Here is a 21423-nt window from a genome sequence, read left to right as displayed (position 1 = left end):
GCGACGTTAGCCCTTCGGGGCGAAACGCCCAAACCGACACTCTTTTCCCGGGAAGGGCCGCCGAAGACTGATGGAACCGTCTCGCCCCTCGTCCGATCTCTCGCACTACCTCGGTGCGTTCCGCCGCCACTGGTGGATCGCCCTGGTGGCCATGGGTGCCGGCCTGGGTGGCGGCGCGGTCCTGACACGGGCCATGCCGAAGGTGTACGAGTCGTCCGCATCGGTACTGGTCGAATCGGTGAGCCAGGATACGAACGCGGAGGGCGGCCGGACCAAGGGCACCGTCAACCTGGACACCGAGGCACAGCTCGTCGGGTCCGGGGCGGTCGCGGTGAAGGCGGCCACGCTCCTGCGCAGCAGCGAGTCCCCGATCGAACTGGCCAAATCGGTGTCGGTGCAGGTGCCGGCGAACACCACGGTCCTGGTGATCACCTTCAAGGCGGACGAGCCACGGGCGGCGCAGGCCGGGTCGCACGCGTTCGCCGAGGCGTACCTGCGCAACCGCGAGGAGACCGCCCGCGCCCAGCTGGACAAGCGGATCCGCTCACTGAACCTCAAGGTCCGGCAGCTGACCACGATGCTGGCCGGGATCAACGCCAAACTCGCGGCGGCCGCCAAGGGCAGCTCCAGCGAGGGCAACCTGCAGAGCCTGCGCAACAACTCGCAGAACCAGCTCAACTCGCTGACCGGGCGGCTCAACGAGCTGACCACCACGATGGTCGGCGGCGGCAGCATCATCAGCGACTCCCGGCTGCCGGAGGACCCCACCAGCCCCAACGCGTGGCTCAACATCGGCACCGGCGGCATGCTCGGGCTGCTGCTCGGGCTCGGCCTGGCCTACCTGCGGGAACGATTCGACCGGCGGCTGGTCACACCGAGTGACGTCCGCGACCGGGGCCGGGTGCCGGTCCTCGCGGTCCTCGACGAGCGCAGCACGCCACACTTCGACGACGTTCTCCAGCCGTACGGACCGGGCGGCCGCATCTTCAACCGGCTGCGCAACGAGGTGCTCGCGTCGATGTCCGACGACGACCAGGTCATCGTGGTCACCGGGACCAACCGTGGCTCGGCCAGCACCCTCGTGGCGGCCAACCTGGCGGCGGCGCTGGCGCGTACCGGAAGTGACGTGGTCCTGATCGGCGCGCACCTGCCGGAGAGCGTGATCGACGCCGCGCCACTGGCCCGCATGTTCGGGGTCGCGGCGGCGCCCGGCCTCTCCGACCTGCTGGCCGGCCGGGTCAGCCTGGCCAAGGCTCTGCAGCGCACCCCGCGCATCCCCTCGCTGCGGGTGATCACCACGGGGGGCGCGGCCACCGCGGCGGGGCTGATGCAGTCGCAGCGGCTCAAGGACACCCTGCAGACGCTGCGCGGCCAGGGTGGGTACGTGGTCATCGAGGCGCCGTCGACCAGCAGCAGCGCCGACGCGCAGAGCCTGGCCAGCCTGGCCGACGCGGCGATCCTCGCGGTCGAGCTGCGCCGCTCGAAGCGGCCCGCCCTGATGGACGCCGCCGAGCAGCTGCGCCGGGTCGGCACGAGCCTGCTCGGCACGGTGGTCCTGCCGCGGCTCCCCGCCATGGAGCCGGGTGATCTGGTCGCCCCCGCGGTGACCCTGCCGGCACCCGACGAGGACCTGCCGGACGAGGACCTGCCGGACGAGGACCTGCCGGACGAGTCGGCGCAGCAGCTGTCGTACGCCGGCCGGCAGCGGCCGGGCGGCGAGGATGACGGCGAGGCCGTCGCGGTCAGTGACCTGGCCGGTACGGGCGCCGCGGAGAGCGACGACACGTGACGGCGGTCGCGGCGGCAGCGCACGCCGGGCCCGCTCCGCGAACCGTCAAGAACCGCTCGCTGCCGTCCTGGCCGGTGGCCGGCATCCTGCTGCTCTACCCGCTGTGGTGGGCGCTCGGCCTGGGTGTGCTGATCTTCCCGATGACCGCGGCGGCCATGCTGTTCCTGCTGGTGCGCCGGCGGGTGGCGGGCCGGGTCCTACGGCTGCCACCCGGCTTCGCCTGGTGGGTGATCTTCCTGGCGGCGGTGGTGGTGAGCATCGCCGCGCTGGGCGCGGACCCGCCCGGCACGGTGCCGGAACGCGCGACGGAGCGGTTGGTCGCGGTCGTCTACAAGCTTTCGATGTACGCGTCCCTGACCGTCCTGCTGGTCTACGCAGGCAACCTGACCGAGGCCGAGCTGTCCCGTCGCCGGCTGGTGCGCCTGCTCGCCGGCATGTTCGTACTGACCGTGGCCGGTGGCCTGCTCGGCATGGTGGCCGGGAACTTCGAGTTCACGTCACCGGTGGAGTGGCTGCTGCCGTCCGGGGTGCGCAACAGGGGGTTCGTCCGGTCGCTCGTGCACCCGTACGCCGCGCAGATCATGGACCTGGTCGGCGGGGAGAAGCCGCGTCCCGCCGCGCCGTGGGGTTACACCAACACCTGGGGCAACAACTTCTGCCTGCTCGCACCGTGGCTCGTGGTGGCCGCGTGGTGGACCCGCGGCGCCGGCAAGAAGCTGCTGGCCGTGCTCTGCCTGGCCGTGTCGGTGATCCCGGCGGTGGCGTCGCTGAACCGCGGGCTGTGGATCGGCGTCGGCCTGCTGGTCGCCTACGTGGCGTTCCGGCACGTGCTGGCCGGCCGGCTGTGGATCCTCGTGGCCCTGCCGGTGGCGGCGGCCGCGCTGACCCTCGCGATGGTCGCCACCCCGCTCGGCGCGACCGTGCAGGCCCGGCTGGACAACGGGAAGTCCAACGGCGTCCGCTCGTTCCTCATCGACAAGGCGCTCGACGGGTTCGCCGGCTCCCCCGTGATCGGGTACGGCGGCACCCGCAACACCCTGGGCGGGCGCAACTCGATCACCGTGGGCGAGAGCGCCGGCTGCGAGCGCTGCGGCAACTTCACCGTCGGCGGCAACGGGCAGCTCTGGCAACTCCTCTACGCGCACGGCACGGCCGGGGCGGCCGGCTATCTCGGCTTCTTCGCGTACGGCCTGTGGCGCTTCCGCCGCGACCGGAGCCCGATCGGGATCGCCGGCAGCGCGGCGCTGGTCACGTCGTTCTCCGCAATGCTCTGGTACAACTCGCTGGTCACCCCTCTGGCCTTCATGGTTCTGGCATATGCGCTGCTCTGGCGCAATTCCGATGGAGGGGATCGATAATTGAGCCCGGTAAAGACGGCTCCCGCAGAGCTGACCGCCGGGGACGCCGCACTCCGGACGCAGTACCTCACCGAGGTGCTCGCCCAGCTCTACCCGGAGCCGTGCCGGACGGACGGCACGCCCGGCCCGCTGGTCGCCGAGTACCTGGTGGTCCCCAACCTGCGCCGGCCCCGCCTGCTGGTCCCCATGCTCTCCCCCGCGGTCGCCGCGGCCGCTGTCCGCCGCTACGCGGAACCGCAGTCACGGATCGCCCGGCTCAAACGTGACGCCGTGGTCGCGGCCGTGCACACCCGGACCAGCGGCGTGCTCTTCCGCGACCGGATCCGGGTCACCGGACCGGCGTCGGCCGGCATCGACGGGCACCTGAGCGACGCGCTGCGCCGCGACGTGGCGGTGAGCCTGCACATCGGCCCGGCACGGGCCAACCGCAAACCGGTGCTTCAGCTGCTCAGCCCGGACGGCGACACCTTCGCCTTCGGCAAACTGGGCACCGGGCCACTCACCCGCGGCCTGGTCAAGGCGGAGACGGCGGCGCTCACCACGCTCGCCGGCAGCGGGCTGAGCAAGCTGACCGTGCCGCGGGTGCTGCACGCCGGGACGTGGCGGGGCATGCAGGTGCTGGTCCAGTCGGCGCTGCCGGTCTGGCTGCCCCGGGCCCCGCTGTCCGCACGGCGCCTGACCGCCGCGATGGTCGACATCGCCGGCTGCTGCGGGATCACCACCGGGCCGCTGACCGGCAGCGGGTACTGGCACGAGCTGCGCGGGCGGCTGGCCGCGGTCGCGGACCGGCCGGAGGGCGCCGGGCTGGCCGCCGCCGTCGACGTGCTGGCCGCGCACAGCGGGGAGACCGCGCTGCGGTACGGCGCGTGGCACGGCGACTGGGCCCCGTGGAACATGGCGAACCTCACCGACACGCTGCTCGTCTGGGACTGGGAGCGGTTCGCCACAGGTGTGCCGCTCGGCTTCGACGCCATCCACCACGAGCTGCAGCGACGCATCCAGTCGTCAGGTGACGCCCGGGCCGCGGTGGAGGCGTGCGTGCACCGGGCCGACGAGCTGCTGGCCCCGTTCGGGGTGGCGCCGGTCGCCCGGGAGATCACCGCCCTGCTCTACCTGATCGACCTGGCCGTCCGTTACCTGACCGACAAGCAGGCCGAGGCGGGCGCCCGGCTGGGCGTTCTCGGAACCTGGCTGTTGCCGGTGCTGATCCGGCGCGTGGAGGAGCTGTAGCCATGCATGTTCGCAACCTTCCGTCGCCGGTCAAACGGGTCGTGCACCTGGGTTCCCGGTCCTACGGGCGGCTCACCGCGGAGAGACGGATGCTGCCGTCCTTCCTGATCTGTGGCGGACAGCGCTGCGGGACCACGTCGCTCTACCGGGCGCTGGCCGCGCACCCCGTGGTGCTCAAAGCCGTGCTGCACAAGGGCGTGCACTACTTCGACACGTCGTACCGGCGCGGGCCGGACTGGTACCGCGGGCACTTCCCGACCCTGCGCAGCGCGGAACGGGTCGCCGAGAAGCACGGGGTACGCGCGCAGACCTTCGAGTCCAGCCCGTACTACATGTACCACCCGCAGGCGGCCGCCCGGATCGCGAGCGATCTGCCGTACGCCAAGCTCCTGGTCCTGGTCCGTGACCCGGTGGAGCGCGCCTACTCGCAGCATCATCACGAGGTGGCCCGCGGCTACGAGTCCGAGACGGACTTCGGGGCGGCGCTGACCCTGGAGCCGGCCCGGGTGCACCGGGAGGAGAGCCGGCTCGCGCTCGACCCGGCCTACTACAGCTTCGCCCACCAGCATCACGCCTACCGGGCCCGTGGCGAGTACGCCCGATACCTGAGCGTGATGGCCCAGCACGTCGGGCGCGAGCGCATCCACGTGGTGGAGAGCGAGCGGTTCTTCACCGAGCCGGCCGAGGTCTACGACGAGGTGTGCCGTTTCCTCGGGCTGCCGACCGGGCTCGGGCAGCCACGGTTCGAGCAGCACAACGCCCGCCCGCGGGAGTCCGACATGGACCCGGGCCTGCGCCGTGACCTGCGCGAATACTACCGGTCGCACGACGAGGCACTGGCCGGGTGGCTGGGGCGGACCCCGGTGTGGCGCCGCGCGTGACCGCGACCGCCACCCAGCCGGAGCCGGCCGGGACGGCCCGGGGCGCGGCCCGCGGCGGACTGGCCAACATGGCCGGCTCGGCACTGGCCGGTGGCGCCGGGGTGGTGGTCACCTGGATCGCGGCCCGCGTCCTCGGCCCCGAGCAGGCGGGCGCCCTCTTCGCCGCCACGGCCGCGTTCGTGCTGGTCGGCGGGCTGGCCAAGCTCGGCACGCACACCGGCCTGGTCTACTGGCCGGCCCGGTTGCGCGCCACCGGCCGGGACCATCTGCTCGGTGCGTGCCTGCGGGCCGGGCTACCGCCCGTCGCGGTGTTCTCCGTGCTCCTGGCGGCGGCCATGTGGCTGGCCGCGCCGTGGATCGCCCATCTCACCGCCGGCCGGGCCCCGCACGTGATCGCCGAGCACACCACCGGCCTCCGGGTGCTGGCCGTCTTCGTCCCACTGCAGGCGCTCACCGACGTGCTGCTCACCGTGACCCGCGGCTACCGCAGCATGCGGCCGACCGTGCTGCTGGACCGGATCCTGCGCAGTGTGCTGCAACTGCTCGCCGTGGGGGCGGCCGGGGTGGCGTCGATGTGGGCGGCCGCGTCGCTGCCGGTCTTCGCGTTCGCCTGGGCAGCCCCCTATCTGCCGGTCGTCATCCTCGCTGGATTCGCGGCGCGTACGGCGTACCGCAGAGGTCTGGTCGTCGCCGAGATCACCCGGACCGAGCGACGGCGGCTGCGCCGGGATTTCTGGATCTTCACCGGTCCGCGGGCGGTGGCCGCCGTCGCGCAACTCGCCCTGCAACGGGTGGACGTGCTGCTGGTCGCGGCCCTGGGCGGGCTGGCGCCGGCCGCGGTCTACGCGGTGGCCGGGCGTTTCGTGGTGCTGATCCAGTTCGCCAACCAGGGCCTGTCGCAGTCGGTGCAGCCGCGGCTCGCCGAGGCGCTGAGCACCGGCGACCACGCGGCCGCCAAGCGGCTCTACCAGATCGCCACCGGCTGGCTGGTCCTGGTCACCTGGCCGGTCTGCCTGCTGGTGATCGCGTTCGCGCCCCGCTATCTGAGGCTGTTCGGCGAGGGGTACGCCGCCGGCGTGCCGGTGGTGCTAGTGCTGGCCTCCGCGATGCTGGTCGCGACCGGCTGCGGGATGGTCGACATGGTGCTCGCGATGGCCGGCCGCACCTCGGCGAACCTGGGCAACGTGCTGATCGCGCTGGCCGTCACCGTCGGTCTCGACGTGCTGCTGATCCCGCACTGGGGCGCGATCGGCGCCGCGATCGGCCTGGCCGGGGCCATGGTGGTCAACAACCTGCTGCCGCTGGCGCAGGTCTACCGCAGCACCCGGCTGCACCCCTTCGGAGCCGGCACCCTCCGCGCGGCCGCGCTGGCGATCGGGTGCTTCGGCTTCGTCGTTCTCGTCCCGGCGGCCGTCGTCGCCGCCGTTCCGGCCTATGCCGCGGGAGCGTGGCTGCTCCGCGGCCCGTTGATGCTCGGCGCATTCAGGAGGAAGAGTTGACCAGCGACTACACCCAGGTGTTCCAGGACACGGAGGCGGTCGAGAAGTACGAGACCGTGACGTACGCACCGGACAGCTACGCGTCGCGGATCAACGAGCGGCAACGCGACTACCTGCGGTCGCTGGTGCGCCGTGAGTTCGTCGAGCACCCGCCGGTGCAGCACGACTTCGCCTGCGGCACCGGGCGGGCGATCCGCGCGCTGCACGGCCTGGTCCGGGAGGCACACGGGTACGACACGTCGGCCGAGATGATGGCCAAGGCGGCCGAGGTGGGGTCCCGCGCCTACTGGCACCGGGTCGCCGGCGACGGTCCCGTGCCACAGCCGGTGGCGGCGGGCTTCCCGGCCGTCGTCACGATCTTCCGGCTGCTGCTCAACGTCGACGAGGGCGTCCGGGACCGGGCCCTCGCCTTCGCCGCCAAGGTGCTGCCGCACCGCGGGTCCGGGCTGCTCGTGGTCGAGAACCACGGCAACGCCGGATCGGTGCGGCACCTGCGGGCCCGGCGGCACGACGGGGAACGCTGGTTCGCCGAACTGTCGCACACCCAGGTGGAGAAGCTGCTCGACCGGCACGGCTTCGAGATCGTGGAACGGCGCGGGTTCTCCATGCTCACGCCGTCGCTGCACGACAACCGGATGGCACGGCTCGCGGACGCGGCGGCACGGCGGCTGCCGGGCAGCGACGGCTACGCGGTGAACGTCCTCTACACGGCCCGGCGGATCCATGGGTAAGCGGCTTCTGTCGGTGCTGATCGTCCTGCTGCTGAGCGGCTGCGGCAGCGGCGGCGACGATCCGCCGCCTCCCGCCCCGTCACCCGATCTGTCCGCCCCGCCGCGCGCCGTGGCCGTCGATCCGGGGCCGTTCGAGGCCGGGCCGTTCGAGCCGCCGACCAGGGGCGCCTACTTCGGCGCATGGATCAAACCGGACGAGCTGACCCATGTGGGGCGGCTCACCGCCGTCGGCGAACTGGAGCGGTCGATGGGACGGCGGCTCGACTTCATCAACACGTACCGGCGGTTCGACCAGATGATGGGCACCCTCTCCGACGAGGCGTTCCTCGCCGACGGAGCGTCCCTCATGATCAGCTGGGCGACCGGCGACAACCGGTCCATCCTCGCCGGCGAGCACGACGACCTGATCCGTAGACAGGCCAAGGCGATCCGGAAGATCAGGAAGCCGGTGCTGCTGCGGATGCGCTGGGAGATGGACCGGCCCAACCTGCAGGCCACCATGTGGTCCGGCGAGGACTACATCGCCGCCTGGAGGTACGTCCGGAAGGTGTTCCGCGAGGAGCGGGCCGAGAACGTGTCCTGGGTGTGGTGCCCGACCGCCGAGGGTTTCATCCGCGGCGACGCGCCGGCCTTCTACCCCGGTGACGACCAGGTCGACTGGACCTGCGTCGACGTCTACGCCGGCTTCGACTTCCAGCCGATCGGGACGCTGATGGGGCCGTTCCTCGACTGGGCCGCGCAACGACCGAAACCGATCGTCATCGGCGAGTTCGGGGTGGCCAAGGCGTGGGGCTCGGAGTCACGGGCGGCCTGGCTCAAGGACGCCGAGCGCACCTTCAAGGCGAACAAGCAGATCAAGGCCATCGCCTACTTCGAGTCCGACCCCGAGGGGAACGGGCCCAACCAACAGTTTCAGCTCACCGGGGACAAGCGGGCCTTCCGAGCCTTCCAGCGGCTGGCGCAGGACCCGTACTTCAATCCCTGAGCCGCCCCTGTCGTCCTCTCGCTCCCGCTGCCGTCCCCCTCGTCCTTTCCCGCCCTTTCACTGCCGGACCCGTCCTTTCACTCGTTTATCCGCTCCAGGAACTCCAGCCGGTTGCCATGGCCGTCGGCGGAGTAGAGCCGCCGGTGACCTGGGAAATGCGGGTCCCACTCGACCGGATGACCGGCGGCCTCCAGCGTCGCGGCCAGCGCGTCCAGGCCGCTGATCAGCACGCCCGGGTGCGCCTTGCGGGCCGGCGCGAAATCCGGGACCGGTGACAGATGCACCTCCCAGCCACCACCGCGGAACCAGCAGCCACCCCGGGCGGCCAGCACCGCCGGCTTGACGATCTCGGCCATGCCGAGGACACCGCTGTAGAACGCTCGGGCTGCACCCTCACCGTCCGGCGGGATCAGCAGTTGCACATGATGCAGGTCGTCGATGCGGAAACCCATGACCAGACCTTAACAGTACGGGCGTACGGTTAACCAGTCGCCGAAAAATGTCGTACGTGTGTTCCATAGTGGGGCTCAGTCAGCCAGGCCGAGCCCAACGGGGGTGTCCGCGGTGTCCTACCTCGACGACTTCTTCGACGAGCAGAGCGAGATCATCGAAAGATTCGGGTGGGCCGTCGTGCACGTGGTGCCCACCGAGGACGACCCTCCCGACACGGTGCCCTTCGCCTACACCGTGGGCCTCACCGGTTACGGGTTTCCCGAGCTCACCATCGCCGGGCTGCCACCGGAGACGGGGCACGTGCTGCTCAACGAGGTGGCCGGGCGCGTCTGCGACGAGGGGCTGCTGCTGCGTCACGGGCACCGCCTGCGCGGCCTCCTCGACGGGCAGGAGGTCCGGGTCGTCGGCGGCGAGATCTCGGAGACCCTGTTCCCGGGGGCGGCGCTGATGCGCTACGGCGACGACCGGGTCCGGCTGCTACAGCTCGCCTGGCCCGATCCGGCCGATCGCTTCCCCTGGCAGAGCGGCTACGACGCCCTCGACTATCCCCAGCCGACCATCGGCGCCCCGGCCACCCGCGCGGGCCGCCGATGCGGCACGTTCCGCGGCCTACCCGGTGCCTCGGAGCGGCGGGCCCAGCGCCACCGGGCGGCCCGTGGCGGCCGCTCCCGCCCGGCGCACTCTCCATTCACCCCACCCTCGTCACCCGGCGGCGAGGGAAGCAACCGTGAGGACTGACATGACCACCCCTGCCCTGCCCACGCTCCGCTTCACCGCGGCCACCGACGCCGGCACCACCGGCACCACCGGCACCACCGGCACCACCGGCACCACCGGCACCACCGGCACCACCGGCACCACCGGCACCACCGGCACCACCGGCACCACCGGCACCACCGGCACCACCGGCACCACCGGCACCACCGGCACCACCGGCACCACCGGCACCACCGGCACCACCGGCACCACCGGCACCACCGGCACCACCGGCACCACCGAGGGCGATTGTGAGGCCGCCCAAGGCGGCCACCGGACACCGCTTCCCGCTCAGGGCGACGCCCGGTCACCGCTCTCCGCTCAGGGCGACGTCCGATCGCCGCTTCCCCGTCAGGGCAACGTCAGATCGCCGCTTCCGGCTCATGGCGACCGCCGATCACTGCTTCCTGCTCTGCACTTCCGGTCCGCCGTCCCGGCCGCCCCCGAGACAGCCGGGACACCCGCCGTGCCCGGGTCGCGGCCACCCCTGCCCGTGGTCCGCTTTCTCGCCGGGCCGTTCCGCGCTGATCACGAGCGCTGACCTTCGACGGCGAGCCATCAGAGCCGGAGACTTCGACGCGCGAGCTATCAGACGGGAGATTTCGGCGGCGGGAGCCATCAGAGCCAGGACCTTCCACAGGGCGAGCCATCGGGCCGGGACTTCCACGGGGCGAGCCATCAGACACAGCACCTTCAACGGCGGGAGCCATCAGAGACAGGACCTTCGACGGCGGGAGCCGTCAGGGGCGGAGACTTCGGCGCCGAGGAGCTCGGGCCAGGAGGCGGAGGGCGTAGGGGGCGTCGTGGCGGAGGTATCGGCCGGCCAGGCGGCGGGGCTCGACGCCGAGGCGGTGGGCCCATTCGAGGCCGGTGCGCTGCATCCAGCGCGGGGCACGTCCGATGTCGCCGGCCACGAAGTTGACCGCGGCGCCGCAGCCGACGAACCAGGTGGCCGGCAGTTTCGGGCGCAGCCGTTCGATGACGAGCTCCTGCTTGGGAAAGCCGAGGCCGACGAAGACCAGATCGGGCCGAGCGGCGACGACAGAGGCACAGAAGTCGGCGTAGGTGCCCTCGTCCTCCTCGAAACCGAAGTCGGGGCTGAGCGTCCCGGCGATCCGCAGGCCGGGGAATGTCTCGGCGAGCCGGGCGGCGGCCCGGGCCGCGCCGTCCTGGCCGGCGTGGCGGGCGGCCCTCACCGCGGCCGCGGCGTCGCGGGCCGCCTTGACGGCCGCGGATGTGACGCCGGATTTGTCGGATCCACGGATACCGCTTCGCTCGGCCGGTCCGAGGGTCCGAATGCCACCGCGGTTCGCCGGCCTGCGAGTCCGGGCAGGTTCGGCCAGGGCGCGCTCGTTCATGGCGCGGTCGGTCAAGGCACGGTCGGCCGGAGGGCCGTCGGTCAAAACGCGGTCAATCAATGCGCGATCGGCAGGGGTGCCATCGGCCGAGATGCGGCCGACCAGAGGGCCGTCGGTCAAAACGCGGTCAATCAAGGTGGGATCGGCAGGGGTGCGATCGGCCGAGATCCGATCGACCCGAGGGCCGTCGGTCAAGGCGCGGTCCACCGAGGTGCGATCGGCCGGGGTGCGGCCGGTCAGGGTGCGGTGCGCCGGGCTGCGGGTGGGCGCGACCGGGGTGCCGCCGATCACGAAGACGGAGCGGGCATCCCGGCCCAGGCCCTCGGAGAGGGACCAGATGAGGCTGCTGCCGGCGACCCGTTCCGGGAGGGGCACGCCGCGGAGACGGCTGGCCCAGACCAGGGGCATCCCGTCGGCGACGATCAGGTCGGCGTCGTCGAGGTGTCGGCGCACTCCCGGGTCGGCGGCGGCGCGGCGCAGGATGTCGACGTTCGGGGTGATGATCCGGCCGCCGCGTCCGTGTGCGAGTGCCTCCCGGACGACGGCGACGACCTCGTCCTCGGTGATGCGGTCGATGCCCGTCCCATCGAGCTGTACACGGTCGAAAGCCTCGATCGTCACCTGACGCCTCCTTTTCCCTGCTTGACTCGTTACCAGAGCGAAACGAGCAAAGGTGGGCCAAAGTGGCAGAAGTGCTATTTCTTGGCGGATTCGGGCGAAGTGGTACAACTCTCGTCGAACGCCTGCTCGGTGAGCTGCCCGGGATGTGTGCTCTCGGTGAGGTCGTCCACCTGTGGCAACGCGACGTCCGGGACGACGAGCGGTGCGGCTGCGGCGACCGGTTCTCCGGCTGCGACTTCTGGAGACGGGTCGGGGACCTGGCCTTCAACGGCTGGTCCAACGTCGACGTGGACCGGGTGCACGCGCTGCGCGACACGGTCGAGCGGACCCGGCACATCCCCCGCCTGGCCTCGGCGGCCACCGCCTCCGACGAGGTCCGTGAGTACGCCTCCTACTACGCCCGGGTCTACACCGCCGCGGCCGAGGTCTCCGGTGCCCGCGTGGTGATCGACTCTTCCAAGCACTCGGCGCTTGCCCACGTGCTGCGCTGGGCGGACGACATCGACCTCAGGGTGGTGCACGTGGTCCGGGACGCCCGCGGGGTGGCCTACTCGTGGACGAAGACGGTGGCCCGGCCGGAGACCGACGGCCTGGACCAGATGACCCGGTACTCTCCGGGGCGCTCGGCTCTGCTGTGGAACGCCCACAATGCCGCGTTCGGGCTGCTGGCCCGGCGCGGCGTGCCGGTCCGGCGGATCCGCTACGAGGAGTTCCTCGCCGATCCGCGGGCGGGGCTGGAGGGGCTGGCCGAGTTCGCCGGTGCCCCGCCGCGCCCGGAGGATCTGGACTTCCTGCGGAACGGGCACGCCGATCTGCGGGCGGGACACAGCGCGGCCGGCAATCCGATGCGGTTCACCGTGGGCCGGTTGCCGCTACGCCGGGACGACGCCTGGGTGTCGGCGCTGCCCCTGTCGCAGCGGCGCCTGGTCGGCGCGGTCTGCGGGCCCCTGCTGCGGGCGTACGGCTACCCGATCTCGATCGCTTCGGAGGCATGATGAACTGGCCGTCGATCGGGGTGGTCATCCCCACCCGCAACCGTCCCGAACTGCTGCGCGCCTCGATCGCCGCGGTCCGTGCCCAGCGTTATCCGGGCGAGCTGAAGATCGTGGTGGTCTACGACCAGACCGAGCCGGACTATCTGCTGGCGTCGACGGACGGCGTACCGGTGCTGGTGTTGACGAATTGGCGGACCGCGGGGCTGGCCGGGGCGCGCAACACCGGCCTGCTGGCGCTGGACACCGAGCTGATGGCGTTCTGTGACGACGACGACCGGTGGCTGCCGGACAAGTTGCGCCGTCAGGTGGCCGCGCTGCTGGCCGAGCCGGAGGCCGAGTTCGCCACGTGTGCGATCGAGGTGGAGTACGAGGGTCGCTCCACACCCCGTCTGGCCGGCCGGTCCCGGGTGACGGTGGACGACCTGGCCCGGTCGCGGATGGCGATGTTGCACTCGTCGTCGTTCCTGATCCGGCGGGAGGCGCTGGATCCGGAGCGGATCGGGCTGGTCTCCGAGGAGGCGCCGGGCAGCCAGAACGAGGATTGGGATCTTCTGCTCAGGGCGGCCCGCCGCGCGCCGATCGTTCATCTGGACGAGCCGCTGGTCCGGGTGCTGTGGGGCCGGACCTCGCACTACACGTACGAGTACGCCACCAAGATCTCGTCGCTGCGCTGGATGATGCAGCGGCACCCGGAGATCAGTGGCTGCCGTCCGGGCGCGGCTCGGGTCTACGGTCAGTTGGCGTGCTGGTCGGCGGCGTCCGGCAACCGGGTCGCCGCGTGGCGGTACACCCGGGAGGCGGTGCGGGCGAATTGGCGGGAACCTCGTGCGGCGATCGCCTTGGCGGCGATGACCGGAGCGGTCAAGGTGGAGAACGTCCTTTCAGCGCTGCACAAACGAGGGCGTGGTATCTGAACTCACCCTTTCGCACGTACCCGATCACGCGGTACTGTTCGAGTGTGTTCGGAATAGTTCGGTCCAGCTGATGCTGGCACAGCAGAGACAGGCGGCGATCCTCGACCGGGTGCGCGCTGCCGGCGGCGTCCGGGTCACCGAGCTGGCCACCGAGTTCAGCGTGTCCGACATGACGATCCGGCGTGACCTGGAGGCGCTCGCGGAGCGTGGGTTGCTGGCGAAGGTACATGGCGGCGCGACCACCGTCAGTCCCGGTTCGGCACACGAGCCCGGGTTCACCGCGAAATCGGTGCGCGAGCGCGGGGAGAAGGCGGCGATCGCCCAGCGGGCCGCCGCTCTCGTCTCGCCCGGCGACGCGATCGCGCTGTCGGCCGGCACCACGACGGCGGAGCTGGCCCAGCGCCTGGTCGACGTCCCGGCGCTGACCGTGGTGACCAACTCCATACCGGTCGCCGACGTGTTCTACCGGGCCGGCCGACCGGATCAGACCGTGGTGTTGACCGGCGGCACCCGTACCCCCTCGGACGCTCTTGTCGGCCCGGTGGCGGTCGCCGCCGTCGGCACCCTGCACCTGGACATGCTGTTCCTCGGGGTGCACGGGATGAGCGAGCGCGCCGGTTACACGACGCCCAACCTGATGGAGGCGGATGTCAAGCGGGCGCTGGTGGAGGCGGCCGAGCGCCTGGTCGTGCTCGCCGACCACACCAAGTGGGGCACCGTGGGCATCTCCTCGATCGTGCCGCTGTCCCGCGCGCACGTCCTGATCACCGACGACGGGCTGGACGACGACGCCCGTGCCCTGCTGTCGGAAACCGTCCCTGAACTCGTGGTGGTGAACCCCCAGTGACCCCGACCCGCTCGAGCGTCCGTCTCTCCGACGGCCGTGAGCTGATCTACTTCGACGAGTCCCCCGGCAGCAGCCGTTCGTCGTACTCCGACACCCGTCAGTTGCCGCCGCCTCCGCCGGCCTCCCAGCTGCGATACGACCCGCTGACCGACGAGTGGATCGCTGTCGCCGCGCACCGCAACACGCGGACCTTCCTGCCGCCGTCGGACGCGTGCCCGCTCTGCCCGACGAGCGAGCGGTTCGCCAGCGAGATCCCGGCGCCCGACTACGACGTGGTGGTTTTTGAAAACCAGTTCCCGTCGTTCTCCGACCGGATCGTGCCGGACGAGATCACCCAGGTCACCGACATGGTGCCGGTGCGGCCGGGGCACGGCCGATGTGAGGTCGTCTGCTTCACCAGCGATCACAACAGTGCCTTCGGTTCGCTGCCGGCGTCGCGTGTCCGTACCGTCATCGACGCTCTCGCCGACCGCACCGCCGAGCTGTCCGGGGTGCCGGAGGTGGCGCAGGTCTTCCCGTTCGAGAACCGGGGCGTCGAGATCGGCGTGACGCTGCACCACCCGCACGGGCAGATCTACGCCTACCCGACGGTGACGCCGAAGACCGCGGCCTACCTCCGGGCCGCGCAGCGGCACTTCGAGAAGACCGGGCGCAATCTGTACGCCGACGTCCTCGCCGCCGAGCAGGAGGCGAAGGTACGGGTGATCGCGTCCAACGAGCACTGGACGGCCTACGTGCCGGCCGCCGCGCGCTGGCCGTTCGAGGTGCACCTGGCCCCGCATCGGCGGCTGCCGGACCTGCCCGCGCTGAGCGACGCCGAGCGGGACGCGTTCGGCCCGCTCTACCTCGACGTGCTGCGCCGGTTCGACGGCCTGTTCGGCAAGCCGATGCCGTACATCTCGGCATGGCACCAGGCGGTCACCGGGGAGGGCCGTGACCTGGGTTATCTGCACCTGCAGCTGTTCAGCATCCGGCGCGCCGCGGACAAGCTGAAGTTCCTGGCCGGGTCGGAGTCGGCGATGGGCGCCTTCGTCAACGACATCGTCCCGGAGGCCGCGGCCCAGCGGCTGCGCGACATCTGAGACGACGATGGGGAGGCCCGGGACAAGGCCTCCCCATCGCTTTCAACGAGTCATGTCACCCGAGGGTCACTCCTCGTCGCAGGCGTTCCGCACGAAGCCCGCCGGCGTGGGCCGACGGGCTTCGGAAGTGCTTCGAGGTCAGGCGCCGAGCTTGCGCGCCAGGTTCTCGTCGAGAGCGTTCATGAACTCGTCGGTCGACAGCCACGGGGCGTCCCGGCCGATGAGCAGCGCGAGGTCCTTGGTCATCTGACCGCCCTCGACGGTCTCGATGCAGACCCGCTCGAGCGTCTCGGCGAAGGTGGTCACCTCGGGGGTGCCGTCCAGCTTGCCGCGGTGCTTGAGACCACCGGTCCAGGCGAAGATCGAGGCGATCGGGTTGGTGCTGGTCTTCTCGCCCTTCTGCCACTGCCGGTAGTGCCGGGTGACAGTGCCGTGGGCGGCCTCGGCCTCGACGGTCTGGCCGTCCGGGGTCATCAGCACCGAGGTCATCAGGCCGAGCGAGCCGAAGCCCTGGGCCACGGTGTCGGACTGCACGTCACCGTCGTAGTTCTTGCAGGCCCAGACGTAGCCGCCCTCCCACTTGAGCGCGGCGGCGACCATGTCGTCGATCAGCCGGTGCTCGTAGATGAGACCGGCCTCCTTGAACTTCTCCGCGAACTCGGTCTCGAAGATCTCCGCGAACAGGTCCTTGAAACGCCCGTCGTAGGCCTTCAGGATCGTGTTCTTGGTCGACAGGTAGACCGGGTAGTTGCGGGCCAGGCCGTACCGGAACGAGGCGCGCGCGAAGTCACGGATCGACTCGTCGTAGTTGTACATCGCCATGCCAACACCGCCACCGGCCGGGAAGTCCGTGACGTGGAACTCCATCGGCGCGGAGCCGTCCTCCGGCGTGAAGGTGACGGTGAACTTGCCGGCCTTCGGCGCGACGAAGTCGGTCGCCTTGTACTGGTCGCCGTGGGCGTGACGGCCGATGATGATCGGCTTGGTCCAGTTCGGTACCAGACGGGGCACGTTCTTCATGATGATCGGCTCGCGGAAGACCACGCCGCCGAGGATGTTACGGATCGTGCCGTTCGGCGAACGCCACATCTTCTTCAGGCCGAACTCGTCGACCCGGGCCTCGTCGGGCGTGATGGTGGCGCACTTGACGCCCACACCGTGCCGCTTGATGGCGTTGGCCGAGTCGATCGTGACCTGGTCGTCGGTCTCGTCCCGGTACTGGATCGACAGGTCGTAGTACTCGAGGTTCACGTCGAGATACGGCAGGATCAGCTGCTCACGGATCTGCTTCCAGATGATCCGGGTCATCTCGTCGCCGTCGATCTCGACGACCGGGTTCTTGACCTTGATTTTCGCCATCGGCCGGCGCTCCTCTCCCGAAACACATGCTTAGCAGTACGAGCGTACTGCCCGCCCTCCGAAGATCGCCGGGCGGCCTCGTCCTGTCCGACCCCCTCTACCATCCCAGGGAATGAAGAGCCGGCGTGCCGATAAGCGCTACGAACCTCGTCACGGTGGTACGCGCAGGGACGATCTACGCGAAACGGCAGGTCGGGCCTTCACCGTCGTCCCGATCGCAACCGGCATCGTCGTGTCGCTCGTCACGGGTGCCCTTTTCCGCGACGACGTCATCCGTACCGCCGAGAGCCTCGTCGGCGACCGGCCCGCACTGCTCGTTCTCGCCGGCTGGAGCTTCGTGGTCCTCGTCGCGGGCGTCGGGGCCGGCTGCCTGAGGACCGGTCGCCTCCCGCTGGTCACCGTCGCCGCCCTGACCGTGCCGGTCGTGCTCTGGTTCCTCCCCACCCGCGCGGACAAGGACCCGTTCCCCGGTGGTGGCTCCGACTTCGTCGTCGGTGGGCAGACCGCCTGGATCACCGTGCTGGTGACGGCCGGTGTGATCGTCTTCGAGGACCCGCTGCTCCGCCGGTGGGGTCCCGTCCTGGTGGGGTCGGCCGCGGTCGTGTCCCTCACCGTCGCGCTCGCGCTCGCCCATTAACATCGGGCGATGTTCTCCGATGTCCGGCCGGCGGGGTCGTGAGCCGACCCGCCCGCCGAAAACGGCGCAGCGCCAAGACCGTGCCGAGCCGCGCCCGCGGCATCACCACCGCCCCACCTGCCTCACCACCCGAGCCGCCGGTGCCGTCGATCGGCCGGGTCACGCTCGGTGCTCTCGCCTGGCTGGTCGGCAGTGTGACGTACTTCGTGCTCTTCGCCGTCCGGGAGACCACCGCACGGGCCTACGTCGACGGGGTACGCGGACTGACCGGCGGCAACCCCCAGGCCATGGCGATCGCCGGCTGGGTGATCGTCTTCGCCGTGTTCGGGCTGGGCTGGGCCCTCGTGCTGCTCTGGAAACGGGTGCACCGGGGCTGGTGTTACACGATCGGCGCGGCGGCCGTCGCCGTGTCACCGACCGCGCTGGTGCTCTTCCCGTTCGACGACTTCCCGATCGTCCACCTGATCAGCGGGGCCGGTGGGGCCGCCTTCGTCCACGGCATGCGCTGGGCCGCCCCGGCCGGAGTCATCCCGGTCCTGGTGGTGCCGTTCGCGCTGGCCAAGAACGCGCCCCGCGGGCCGACCACTGCGGTCGTCGCTCTCTGCGTGCTCATCACCCTGATCGCCGCGGCACTGACAGTCTGAAGGCCGGGGCGAGCGTTCGCCCCGGCCTTCAGTGTGCGACTCAGAGCTCGGCGACGTCCGCCTGCTTGGCGCGGACCGCCTCAGCGGCCTCCTTCAGGCCGGCCAGCTCGGTGTCGGTGAGCTTGTCCTCGACGACCTTGCGGATGCCGGTGGCGCCCAGCTCGGCCTCGACGCCCAGGTAGACGCCGGAGATCCCGTACTCCCCGTCGACCCACGCGCAGACCGGCACGACCTCGCCGGAGTCCTCGGCGACGGCCTTGGCCATGCGGGCCGCGGCAGCCGACGGGGCGTAGTACGCCGAACCGGTCTTCAGCAGCGCGACCACCTCGGCGCCACCGTTACGGGTCCGGACGACCAGCTCCTCGATCTTCTCGGCCGGGAGCAGCTCGGAGAGCGGCTTGCCGTCGACCGTGCAGCGCGACGGCACCGGAACCATGGTGTCGCCGTGCGAGCCCAGGGTCAGCGCCTTGACGCTCTTCACCGGGACGTTGAGCTCCTCGGCGATGAAGTTGGTGAACCGGGCGGTGTCGAGCACACCGGCCTGGCCGAACACCTGGTTCTTCGGGAACTGGGTCGCCAGCTGGGCCAGCGCGGTCATCTCGTCCACCGGGTTCGACACCACGATGACGACGGCGTTCGGCGCGTACTTCTTGATGTTCTCGGCGACCTGACGAACGATCTTCGCGTTGACCTCGAGCAGGTCCATCCGGCTCATGCCCGGCTTACGCGGCAGACCGGCGGTGACCACGACGACGTCCGAGCCCTCGATGGCCTCGTAGCCCTCACCGTTCGGGCCGGTGGAGACGCCGACGACCTTGGTCTCGAAGCCCTCGATCGACCGGGACTGGTTGATGTCGAGCGCGAGACCGGCCGGCTTGCCGTCGATGATGTCGGTGAGAACCACCGTCTCGAAGATGTCGTACTCGGCGAGACGCTGTGCGGTCGTGGACCCGTAGAAACCGGCGCCTACGACGGTTACCTTCTTGCCCATAGCTCTGCACTCCCAGTGTCCGGGCGACTTTTCGCGACCGTATCAGCCGGTTAACACGCCGTTACGAGCCGGTCGGTCCGAGGGGACCTAAGCCACTGCTGTCACGCTCAGTGGTAGAAGTGGCGGGTTCCGGTCAGGTAGACGGTCAGACCGGCCTTCGCCGCCGCCTCGATGACCGACTCGTCGCGGATCGAGCCGCCCGGTTGCACGACCGCCTTCACACCGGCCGCGATCAGCACCTCCAGGCCGTCCGGGAACGGGAAGAACGCGTCGGAGGCGGCCACACTGCCCGCGGCACGCTCGACGCCGGCCCGGTTCACCGCGAGGTGCGCCGAGTCGACCCGGTTGACCTGCCCCATGCCGACTCCGACGGTCGCGCCGCCCTTGGCCAGCAGGATCGCGTTGCTCTTCACCCCCCGCACCGCCCGCCACGCGAACACCAGGTCAGCCAGGTCAGCGCCGGTGAGCGCCGTGCCGGTGGCCAGCGTCCAGTTGGCCGGGTCGTCGCCGGACGCGTCGATCCGGTCCGCGGTCTGCACCAGCACACCGCCGCTGACCTGCTTGATCTCGGCGGGCGGCGGGTTCCAGACGGGGGCGGCCAGCACCCGCAGCTTCTTCTTGCCGCGGAAGAGCTCGAGCGCCTCGGCCTGGAAGGAGGGGGCCACGATCGCCTCGGTCAGGATGCCGTCGAGCTGCTTGGCCAGCTCCAGCGTCACCTCCTGGTTGACCGCGATCACGCCGCCGTACGCCGACAGCGGGTCACAGGCGTGCGCCTTGCGGTGCGCCTCGGCCACGTCCGCGCCGATCGCGATGCCGCACGGGTTGGCGTGCTTGATGATCGCGACACACGGCTCGGTGAAGTCGTTGGCGCTGCGCCAGGCGGCGTCCGCGTCGACGTAGTTGTTGAACGACAGCTCGCCGCCGTGCAGGAGCTCCGCCTGGGCCAGACCGGCCGGCGCCGCCGGGTCCACGTACAGGGCGGCCTTCTGGTGCGGGTTCTCCCCGTACCGCAGGGTGTTCTCCAGGCGCAGCGCGAGCCCGTCGAACGCCGGCCACTCGGGAGCGTCGGCGGCGAGCGCCGAGGCGGTCCAGCGAGCTACGGCGACGTCGTACTCCGCGATGTCCGCGAAGGCCCGGGCAGCCAGCGCGCGCCGCTGGGCCAGCGAGAATCCGCCTTCGGCGAGAGCGTCGACGATCAGGGGGTACGCCGAGACGGCCGTGACGACCGCAACGGACGCGTGGTTCTTGGCCGCGGACCGGACCATCGCCGGACCACCGATGTCGATCTTCGCGATGCAGTCCTCGACGCCCGCACCGGAGGCCACCGTCTCGGTGAACGGGTACAGGTTGCTGACGAGCAGGTCGAACGGCTCGATGCCCAACTCGGCGAGCTCCTGGACGTGGCCCTCCAGCCGCAGGTCGGCCAACAGACCGGCGTGCACCTTGGGGTGCAGGGTCTTGACCCGGTCGCTGAGGATCTCCGGGAACCCGGTCAGCTCCTCCACCCGGGTGACCGGCACACCGGCCTTCTCCACGGTCGACGCGGTCGAACCGGTGGAGACGATCTGCACTCCGGCGGCGTGCAGGGCCTGGGCCAGCTCGACGATGCCGTCCTTGTACCAGACACTCAGCAGCGCCCGCTTGATCGGACGGCGCCCCTCGTCAGAAGAGGTGGTCACGAAATCCGTACCTTTCTGTCCTGAATGGTCCAGCCGTCGCGGACCAGCTTGCCGACGAACTCGACCAGCTGGGCCCGTTCGGCCACCTTGATGCGCTCGGTGAGCGTCTCCTCCGTGTCGTCGTCGAGCACGGGGACCACGGTCTGCGCGATGATCGGCCCGGTGTCGACACCGGCGTCCACGAAGAAGAGCGTCGCTCCGGCCACCTTCACGCCGTACGCCAGCGCGTCCCGCGGCCCGTGGATTCCCGGGAACGCGGGGAGCAGCGCGTTGTGCGTGTTGATGTACCGATCGCCGAACGCGTCCAGGAACTGCTTGCCGACGAGCTTGAGGAACCCGGCCGAGATGACCAGGTCGGGCCGGTGCTCGGCGACGTGCGCGGTCAGTGCGGCGTCCCAGTCGTCACGGGTCGGGTAGGACTTCACCGAGTCGACGAACGTGGGGATCCCGGCGGCCGTGGCGTGGCCCAGTCCGGCGATCCCGTCCCGGTCGGCACCGACGGCGACCACCGTCGCGCCATACGCCGGGTCGGCTGTCGCTTCGAGAAGAGCCTGCAGGTTGCTGCCCGACCCGGAGATGAGAACGACCAGGCGGGCGGGCGCGGGGTCAGTCAC

The 21423-nt window shown here is 70.9% G+C and carries 21 protein-coding genes; 15 read left to right on the top strand and 6 right to left on the bottom strand.

What is annotated here, in order from left to right; genetic code table 11:
• Positions 1–70: 70 nt before the first annotated feature.
• Genes ACQPZW_RS03745 through ACQPZW_RS03715 form a run of 7 tightly spaced genes read left to right on the top strand, consistent with a single transcriptional unit; the run spans position 71 to position 8473 of the window.
• On the top strand, positions 71–1789 hold the full coding sequence (locus ACQPZW_RS03745) for a Wzz/FepE/Etk N-terminal domain-containing protein (RefSeq protein ID WP_433793433.1): 1719 nt from the start codon (positions 71–73) through the stop codon (positions 1787–1789).
• On the top strand, positions 1786–3147 hold the full coding sequence (locus tag ACQPZW_RS03740; RefSeq protein WP_433793432.1) for a hypothetical protein: 1362 nt from the start codon (positions 1786–1788) through the stop codon (positions 3145–3147). The genes ACQPZW_RS03745 and ACQPZW_RS03740 overlap by 4 nt, the downstream gene beginning before the upstream one ends.
• Complete coding sequence (locus ACQPZW_RS03735; RefSeq protein ID WP_433793431.1) at positions 3148–4377, top strand: hypothetical protein; 1230 nt, start codon at positions 3148–3150, stop codon at positions 4375–4377.
• Positions 4378–4379: 2 nt separating this feature from the next.
• Positions 4380–5258, top strand: coding sequence for a sulfotransferase domain-containing protein (locus ACQPZW_RS03730; protein WP_433793430.1), 879 nt, complete (start codon positions 4380–4382; stop codon positions 5256–5258).
• Positions 5255–6757, top strand: coding sequence for a lipopolysaccharide biosynthesis protein (locus ACQPZW_RS03725; RefSeq protein ID WP_433793429.1), 1503 nt, complete (start codon positions 5255–5257; stop codon positions 6755–6757). The genes ACQPZW_RS03730 and ACQPZW_RS03725 overlap by 4 nt, the downstream gene beginning before the upstream one ends.
• On the top strand, positions 6754–7488 hold the full coding sequence (locus ACQPZW_RS03720; RefSeq protein ID WP_433793428.1) for a methyltransferase domain-containing protein: 735 nt from the start codon (positions 6754–6756) through the stop codon (positions 7486–7488). Before ACQPZW_RS03725 ends, ACQPZW_RS03720 begins: the two co-directional genes overlap by 4 nt.
• On the top strand, positions 7481–8473 hold the full coding sequence (locus ACQPZW_RS03715; protein ID WP_433793427.1) for a glycoside hydrolase family 26 protein: 993 nt from the start codon (positions 7481–7483) through the stop codon (positions 8471–8473). Before ACQPZW_RS03720 ends, ACQPZW_RS03715 begins: the two co-directional genes overlap by 8 nt.
• A gap of 77 nt (positions 8474–8550) precedes the next feature.
• Here ACQPZW_RS03715 and ACQPZW_RS03710 read toward each other — a convergent pair whose 3' ends face one another.
• Positions 8551–8925: a glyoxalase gene (locus tag ACQPZW_RS03710; RefSeq protein ID WP_433793426.1), complete on the bottom strand. Its 375-nt coding sequence runs from the start codon at positions 8923–8925 to the stop codon at positions 8551–8553.
• 112 nt (positions 8926–9037) lie between these two features.
• Between ACQPZW_RS03710 and ACQPZW_RS03705 the strand changes: the two genes are divergently transcribed.
• Together ACQPZW_RS03705 and ACQPZW_RS03700 are read left to right on the top strand one after the other, a co-directional pair.
• A complete protein-coding gene (locus tag ACQPZW_RS03705) occupies positions 9038–9664 on the top strand; it encodes a DUF4262 domain-containing protein (protein WP_433793425.1) in 627 nt (208 codons plus the stop codon).
• A 1-nt stretch (position 9665) separates the two neighbouring features.
• Positions 9666–10223 carry a hypothetical protein gene (locus ACQPZW_RS03700; RefSeq protein WP_433793424.1) on the top strand — a complete coding sequence of 186 codons (558 nt, stop codon included), beginning with the start codon at positions 9666–9668 and terminating at the stop codon, positions 10221–10223.
• 199 nt (positions 10224–10422) lie between these two features.
• Here the strand turns inward: ACQPZW_RS03700 and ACQPZW_RS03695 are convergent, their stop codons facing one another.
• A complete protein-coding gene (locus ACQPZW_RS03695; RefSeq protein ID WP_433793423.1) occupies positions 10423–11661 on the bottom strand; it encodes a WecB/TagA/CpsF family glycosyltransferase in 1239 nt (412 codons plus the stop codon).
• A gap of 62 nt (positions 11662–11723) precedes the next feature.
• On the opposite strand from ACQPZW_RS03695, the gene ACQPZW_RS03690 reads away from it, so the two are divergent.
• The 4 genes from ACQPZW_RS03690 to galT all read left to right on the top strand — a co-directional run bounded on the left by ACQPZW_RS03690 (position 11724) and on the right by galT (position 15499).
• A complete protein-coding gene (locus ACQPZW_RS03690; RefSeq protein WP_433793422.1) occupies positions 11724–12656 on the top strand; it encodes a sulfotransferase in 933 nt (310 codons plus the stop codon).
• Positions 12656–13570 carry a glycosyltransferase family 2 protein gene (locus ACQPZW_RS03685; protein ID WP_433797412.1) on the top strand — a complete coding sequence of 305 codons (915 nt, stop codon included), beginning with the start codon at positions 12656–12658 and terminating at the stop codon, positions 13568–13570. The genes ACQPZW_RS03690 and ACQPZW_RS03685 overlap by 1 nt, the downstream gene beginning before the upstream one ends.
• Before the next feature lie 70 nt (positions 13571–13640).
• Complete coding sequence (locus ACQPZW_RS03680; RefSeq protein WP_433793421.1) at positions 13641–14417, top strand: DeoR/GlpR family DNA-binding transcription regulator; 777 nt, start codon at positions 13641–13643, stop codon at positions 14415–14417.
• Complete coding sequence (gene galT / locus ACQPZW_RS03675) at positions 14414–15499, top strand: galactose-1-phosphate uridylyltransferase (protein ID WP_433793420.1); 1086 nt, start codon at positions 14414–14416, stop codon at positions 15497–15499. Before ACQPZW_RS03680 ends, galT begins: the two co-directional genes overlap by 4 nt.
• 138 nt (positions 15500–15637) lie before the next feature.
• On the opposite strand, the gene ACQPZW_RS03670 is transcribed toward galT, so the two are convergent.
• Positions 15638–16858 carry an NADP-dependent isocitrate dehydrogenase gene (locus ACQPZW_RS03670; RefSeq protein WP_433793419.1) on the bottom strand — a complete coding sequence of 407 codons (1221 nt, stop codon included), beginning with the start codon at positions 16856–16858 and terminating at the stop codon, positions 15638–15640.
• 232 nt (positions 16859–17090) lie between these two features.
• On the opposite strand from ACQPZW_RS03670, the gene ACQPZW_RS03665 reads away from it, so the two are divergent.
• Together ACQPZW_RS03665 and ACQPZW_RS03660 are read left to right on the top strand one after the other, a co-directional pair.
• Positions 17091–17495 (top strand): hypothetical protein, encoded by a 405-nt coding sequence (locus tag ACQPZW_RS03665; protein WP_433793418.1) that lies wholly within the window; start codon positions 17091–17093, stop codon positions 17493–17495.
• A 38-nt stretch (positions 17496–17533) separates the two neighbouring features.
• Complete coding sequence (locus tag ACQPZW_RS03660) at positions 17534–18139, top strand: hypothetical protein (protein ID WP_433793417.1); 606 nt, start codon at positions 17534–17536, stop codon at positions 18137–18139.
• 40 nt (positions 18140–18179) lie between these two features.
• On the opposite strand, the gene mdh is transcribed toward ACQPZW_RS03660, so the two are convergent.
• The 3 genes from mdh to purN form a co-directional block, all read right to left on the bottom strand.
• Entirely contained in the window at positions 18180–19130 is a 951-nt protein-coding gene (gene mdh / locus ACQPZW_RS03655) for a malate dehydrogenase (RefSeq protein ID WP_433793416.1), read from the bottom strand.
• 107 nt (positions 19131–19237) lie between these two features.
• Positions 19238–20809, bottom strand: a complete 1572-nt coding sequence (purH, locus tag ACQPZW_RS03650; RefSeq protein WP_433793415.1) for a bifunctional phosphoribosylaminoimidazolecarboxamide formyltransferase/IMP cyclohydrolase — start codon at positions 20807–20809, stop codon at positions 19238–19240.
• Entirely contained in the window at positions 20806–21423 is a 618-nt protein-coding gene (gene purN, locus ACQPZW_RS03645; RefSeq protein WP_433793414.1) for a phosphoribosylglycinamide formyltransferase, read from the bottom strand. Before purN ends, purH begins: the two co-directional genes overlap by 4 nt.

This window comes from Actinoplanes sp. CA-252034, assembly GCF_050956125.1.
Classification (GTDB): domain Bacteria; phylum Actinomycetota; class Actinomycetes; order Mycobacteriales; family Micromonosporaceae; genus Actinoplanes.
Note: the sequence above shows the minus strand (reverse complement) of the source record. Positions and strands in the feature narration are given on the sequence as shown.

Bases quoted from the DNA above. Each gene is read 5' to 3' on its own strand.
- ACQPZW_RS03745 (WP_433793433.1), top strand. From the start codon at position 71: ATGGAACCGTCTCGCCCCTCGTCCGATCTCTCGCACTACCTCGGTGCG.
- ACQPZW_RS03730 (WP_433793430.1), top strand. From the start codon at position 4,380: ATGCATGTTCGCAACCTTCCGTCGCCGGTCAAACGGGTCGTGCACCTG.
- ACQPZW_RS03715 (WP_433793427.1), top strand. From the start codon at position 7,481: ATGGGTAAGCGGCTTCTGTCGGTGCTGATCGTCCTGCTGCTGAGCGGC.
- ACQPZW_RS03710 (WP_433793426.1), bottom strand. From the start codon at position 8,925: ATGGGTTTCCGCATCGACGACCTGCATCATGTGCAACTGCTGATCCCG.
- ACQPZW_RS03700 (WP_433793424.1), top strand. From the start codon at position 9,666: ATGACCACCCCTGCCCTGCCCACGCTCCGCTTCACCGCGGCCACCGAC.
- ACQPZW_RS03685 (WP_433797412.1), top strand. From the start codon at position 12,656: ATGAACTGGCCGTCGATCGGGGTGGTCATCCCCACCCGCAACCGTCCC.
- ACQPZW_RS03680 (WP_433793421.1), top strand. From the start codon at position 13,641: ATGCTGGCACAGCAGAGACAGGCGGCGATCCTCGACCGGGTGCGCGCT.
- ACQPZW_RS03670 (WP_433793419.1), bottom strand. From the start codon at position 16,858: ATGGCGAAAATCAAGGTCAAGAACCCGGTCGTCGAGATCGACGGCGAC.
- mdh (WP_433793416.1), bottom strand. From the start codon at position 19,130: ATGGGCAAGAAGGTAACCGTCGTAGGCGCCGGTTTCTACGGGTCCACG.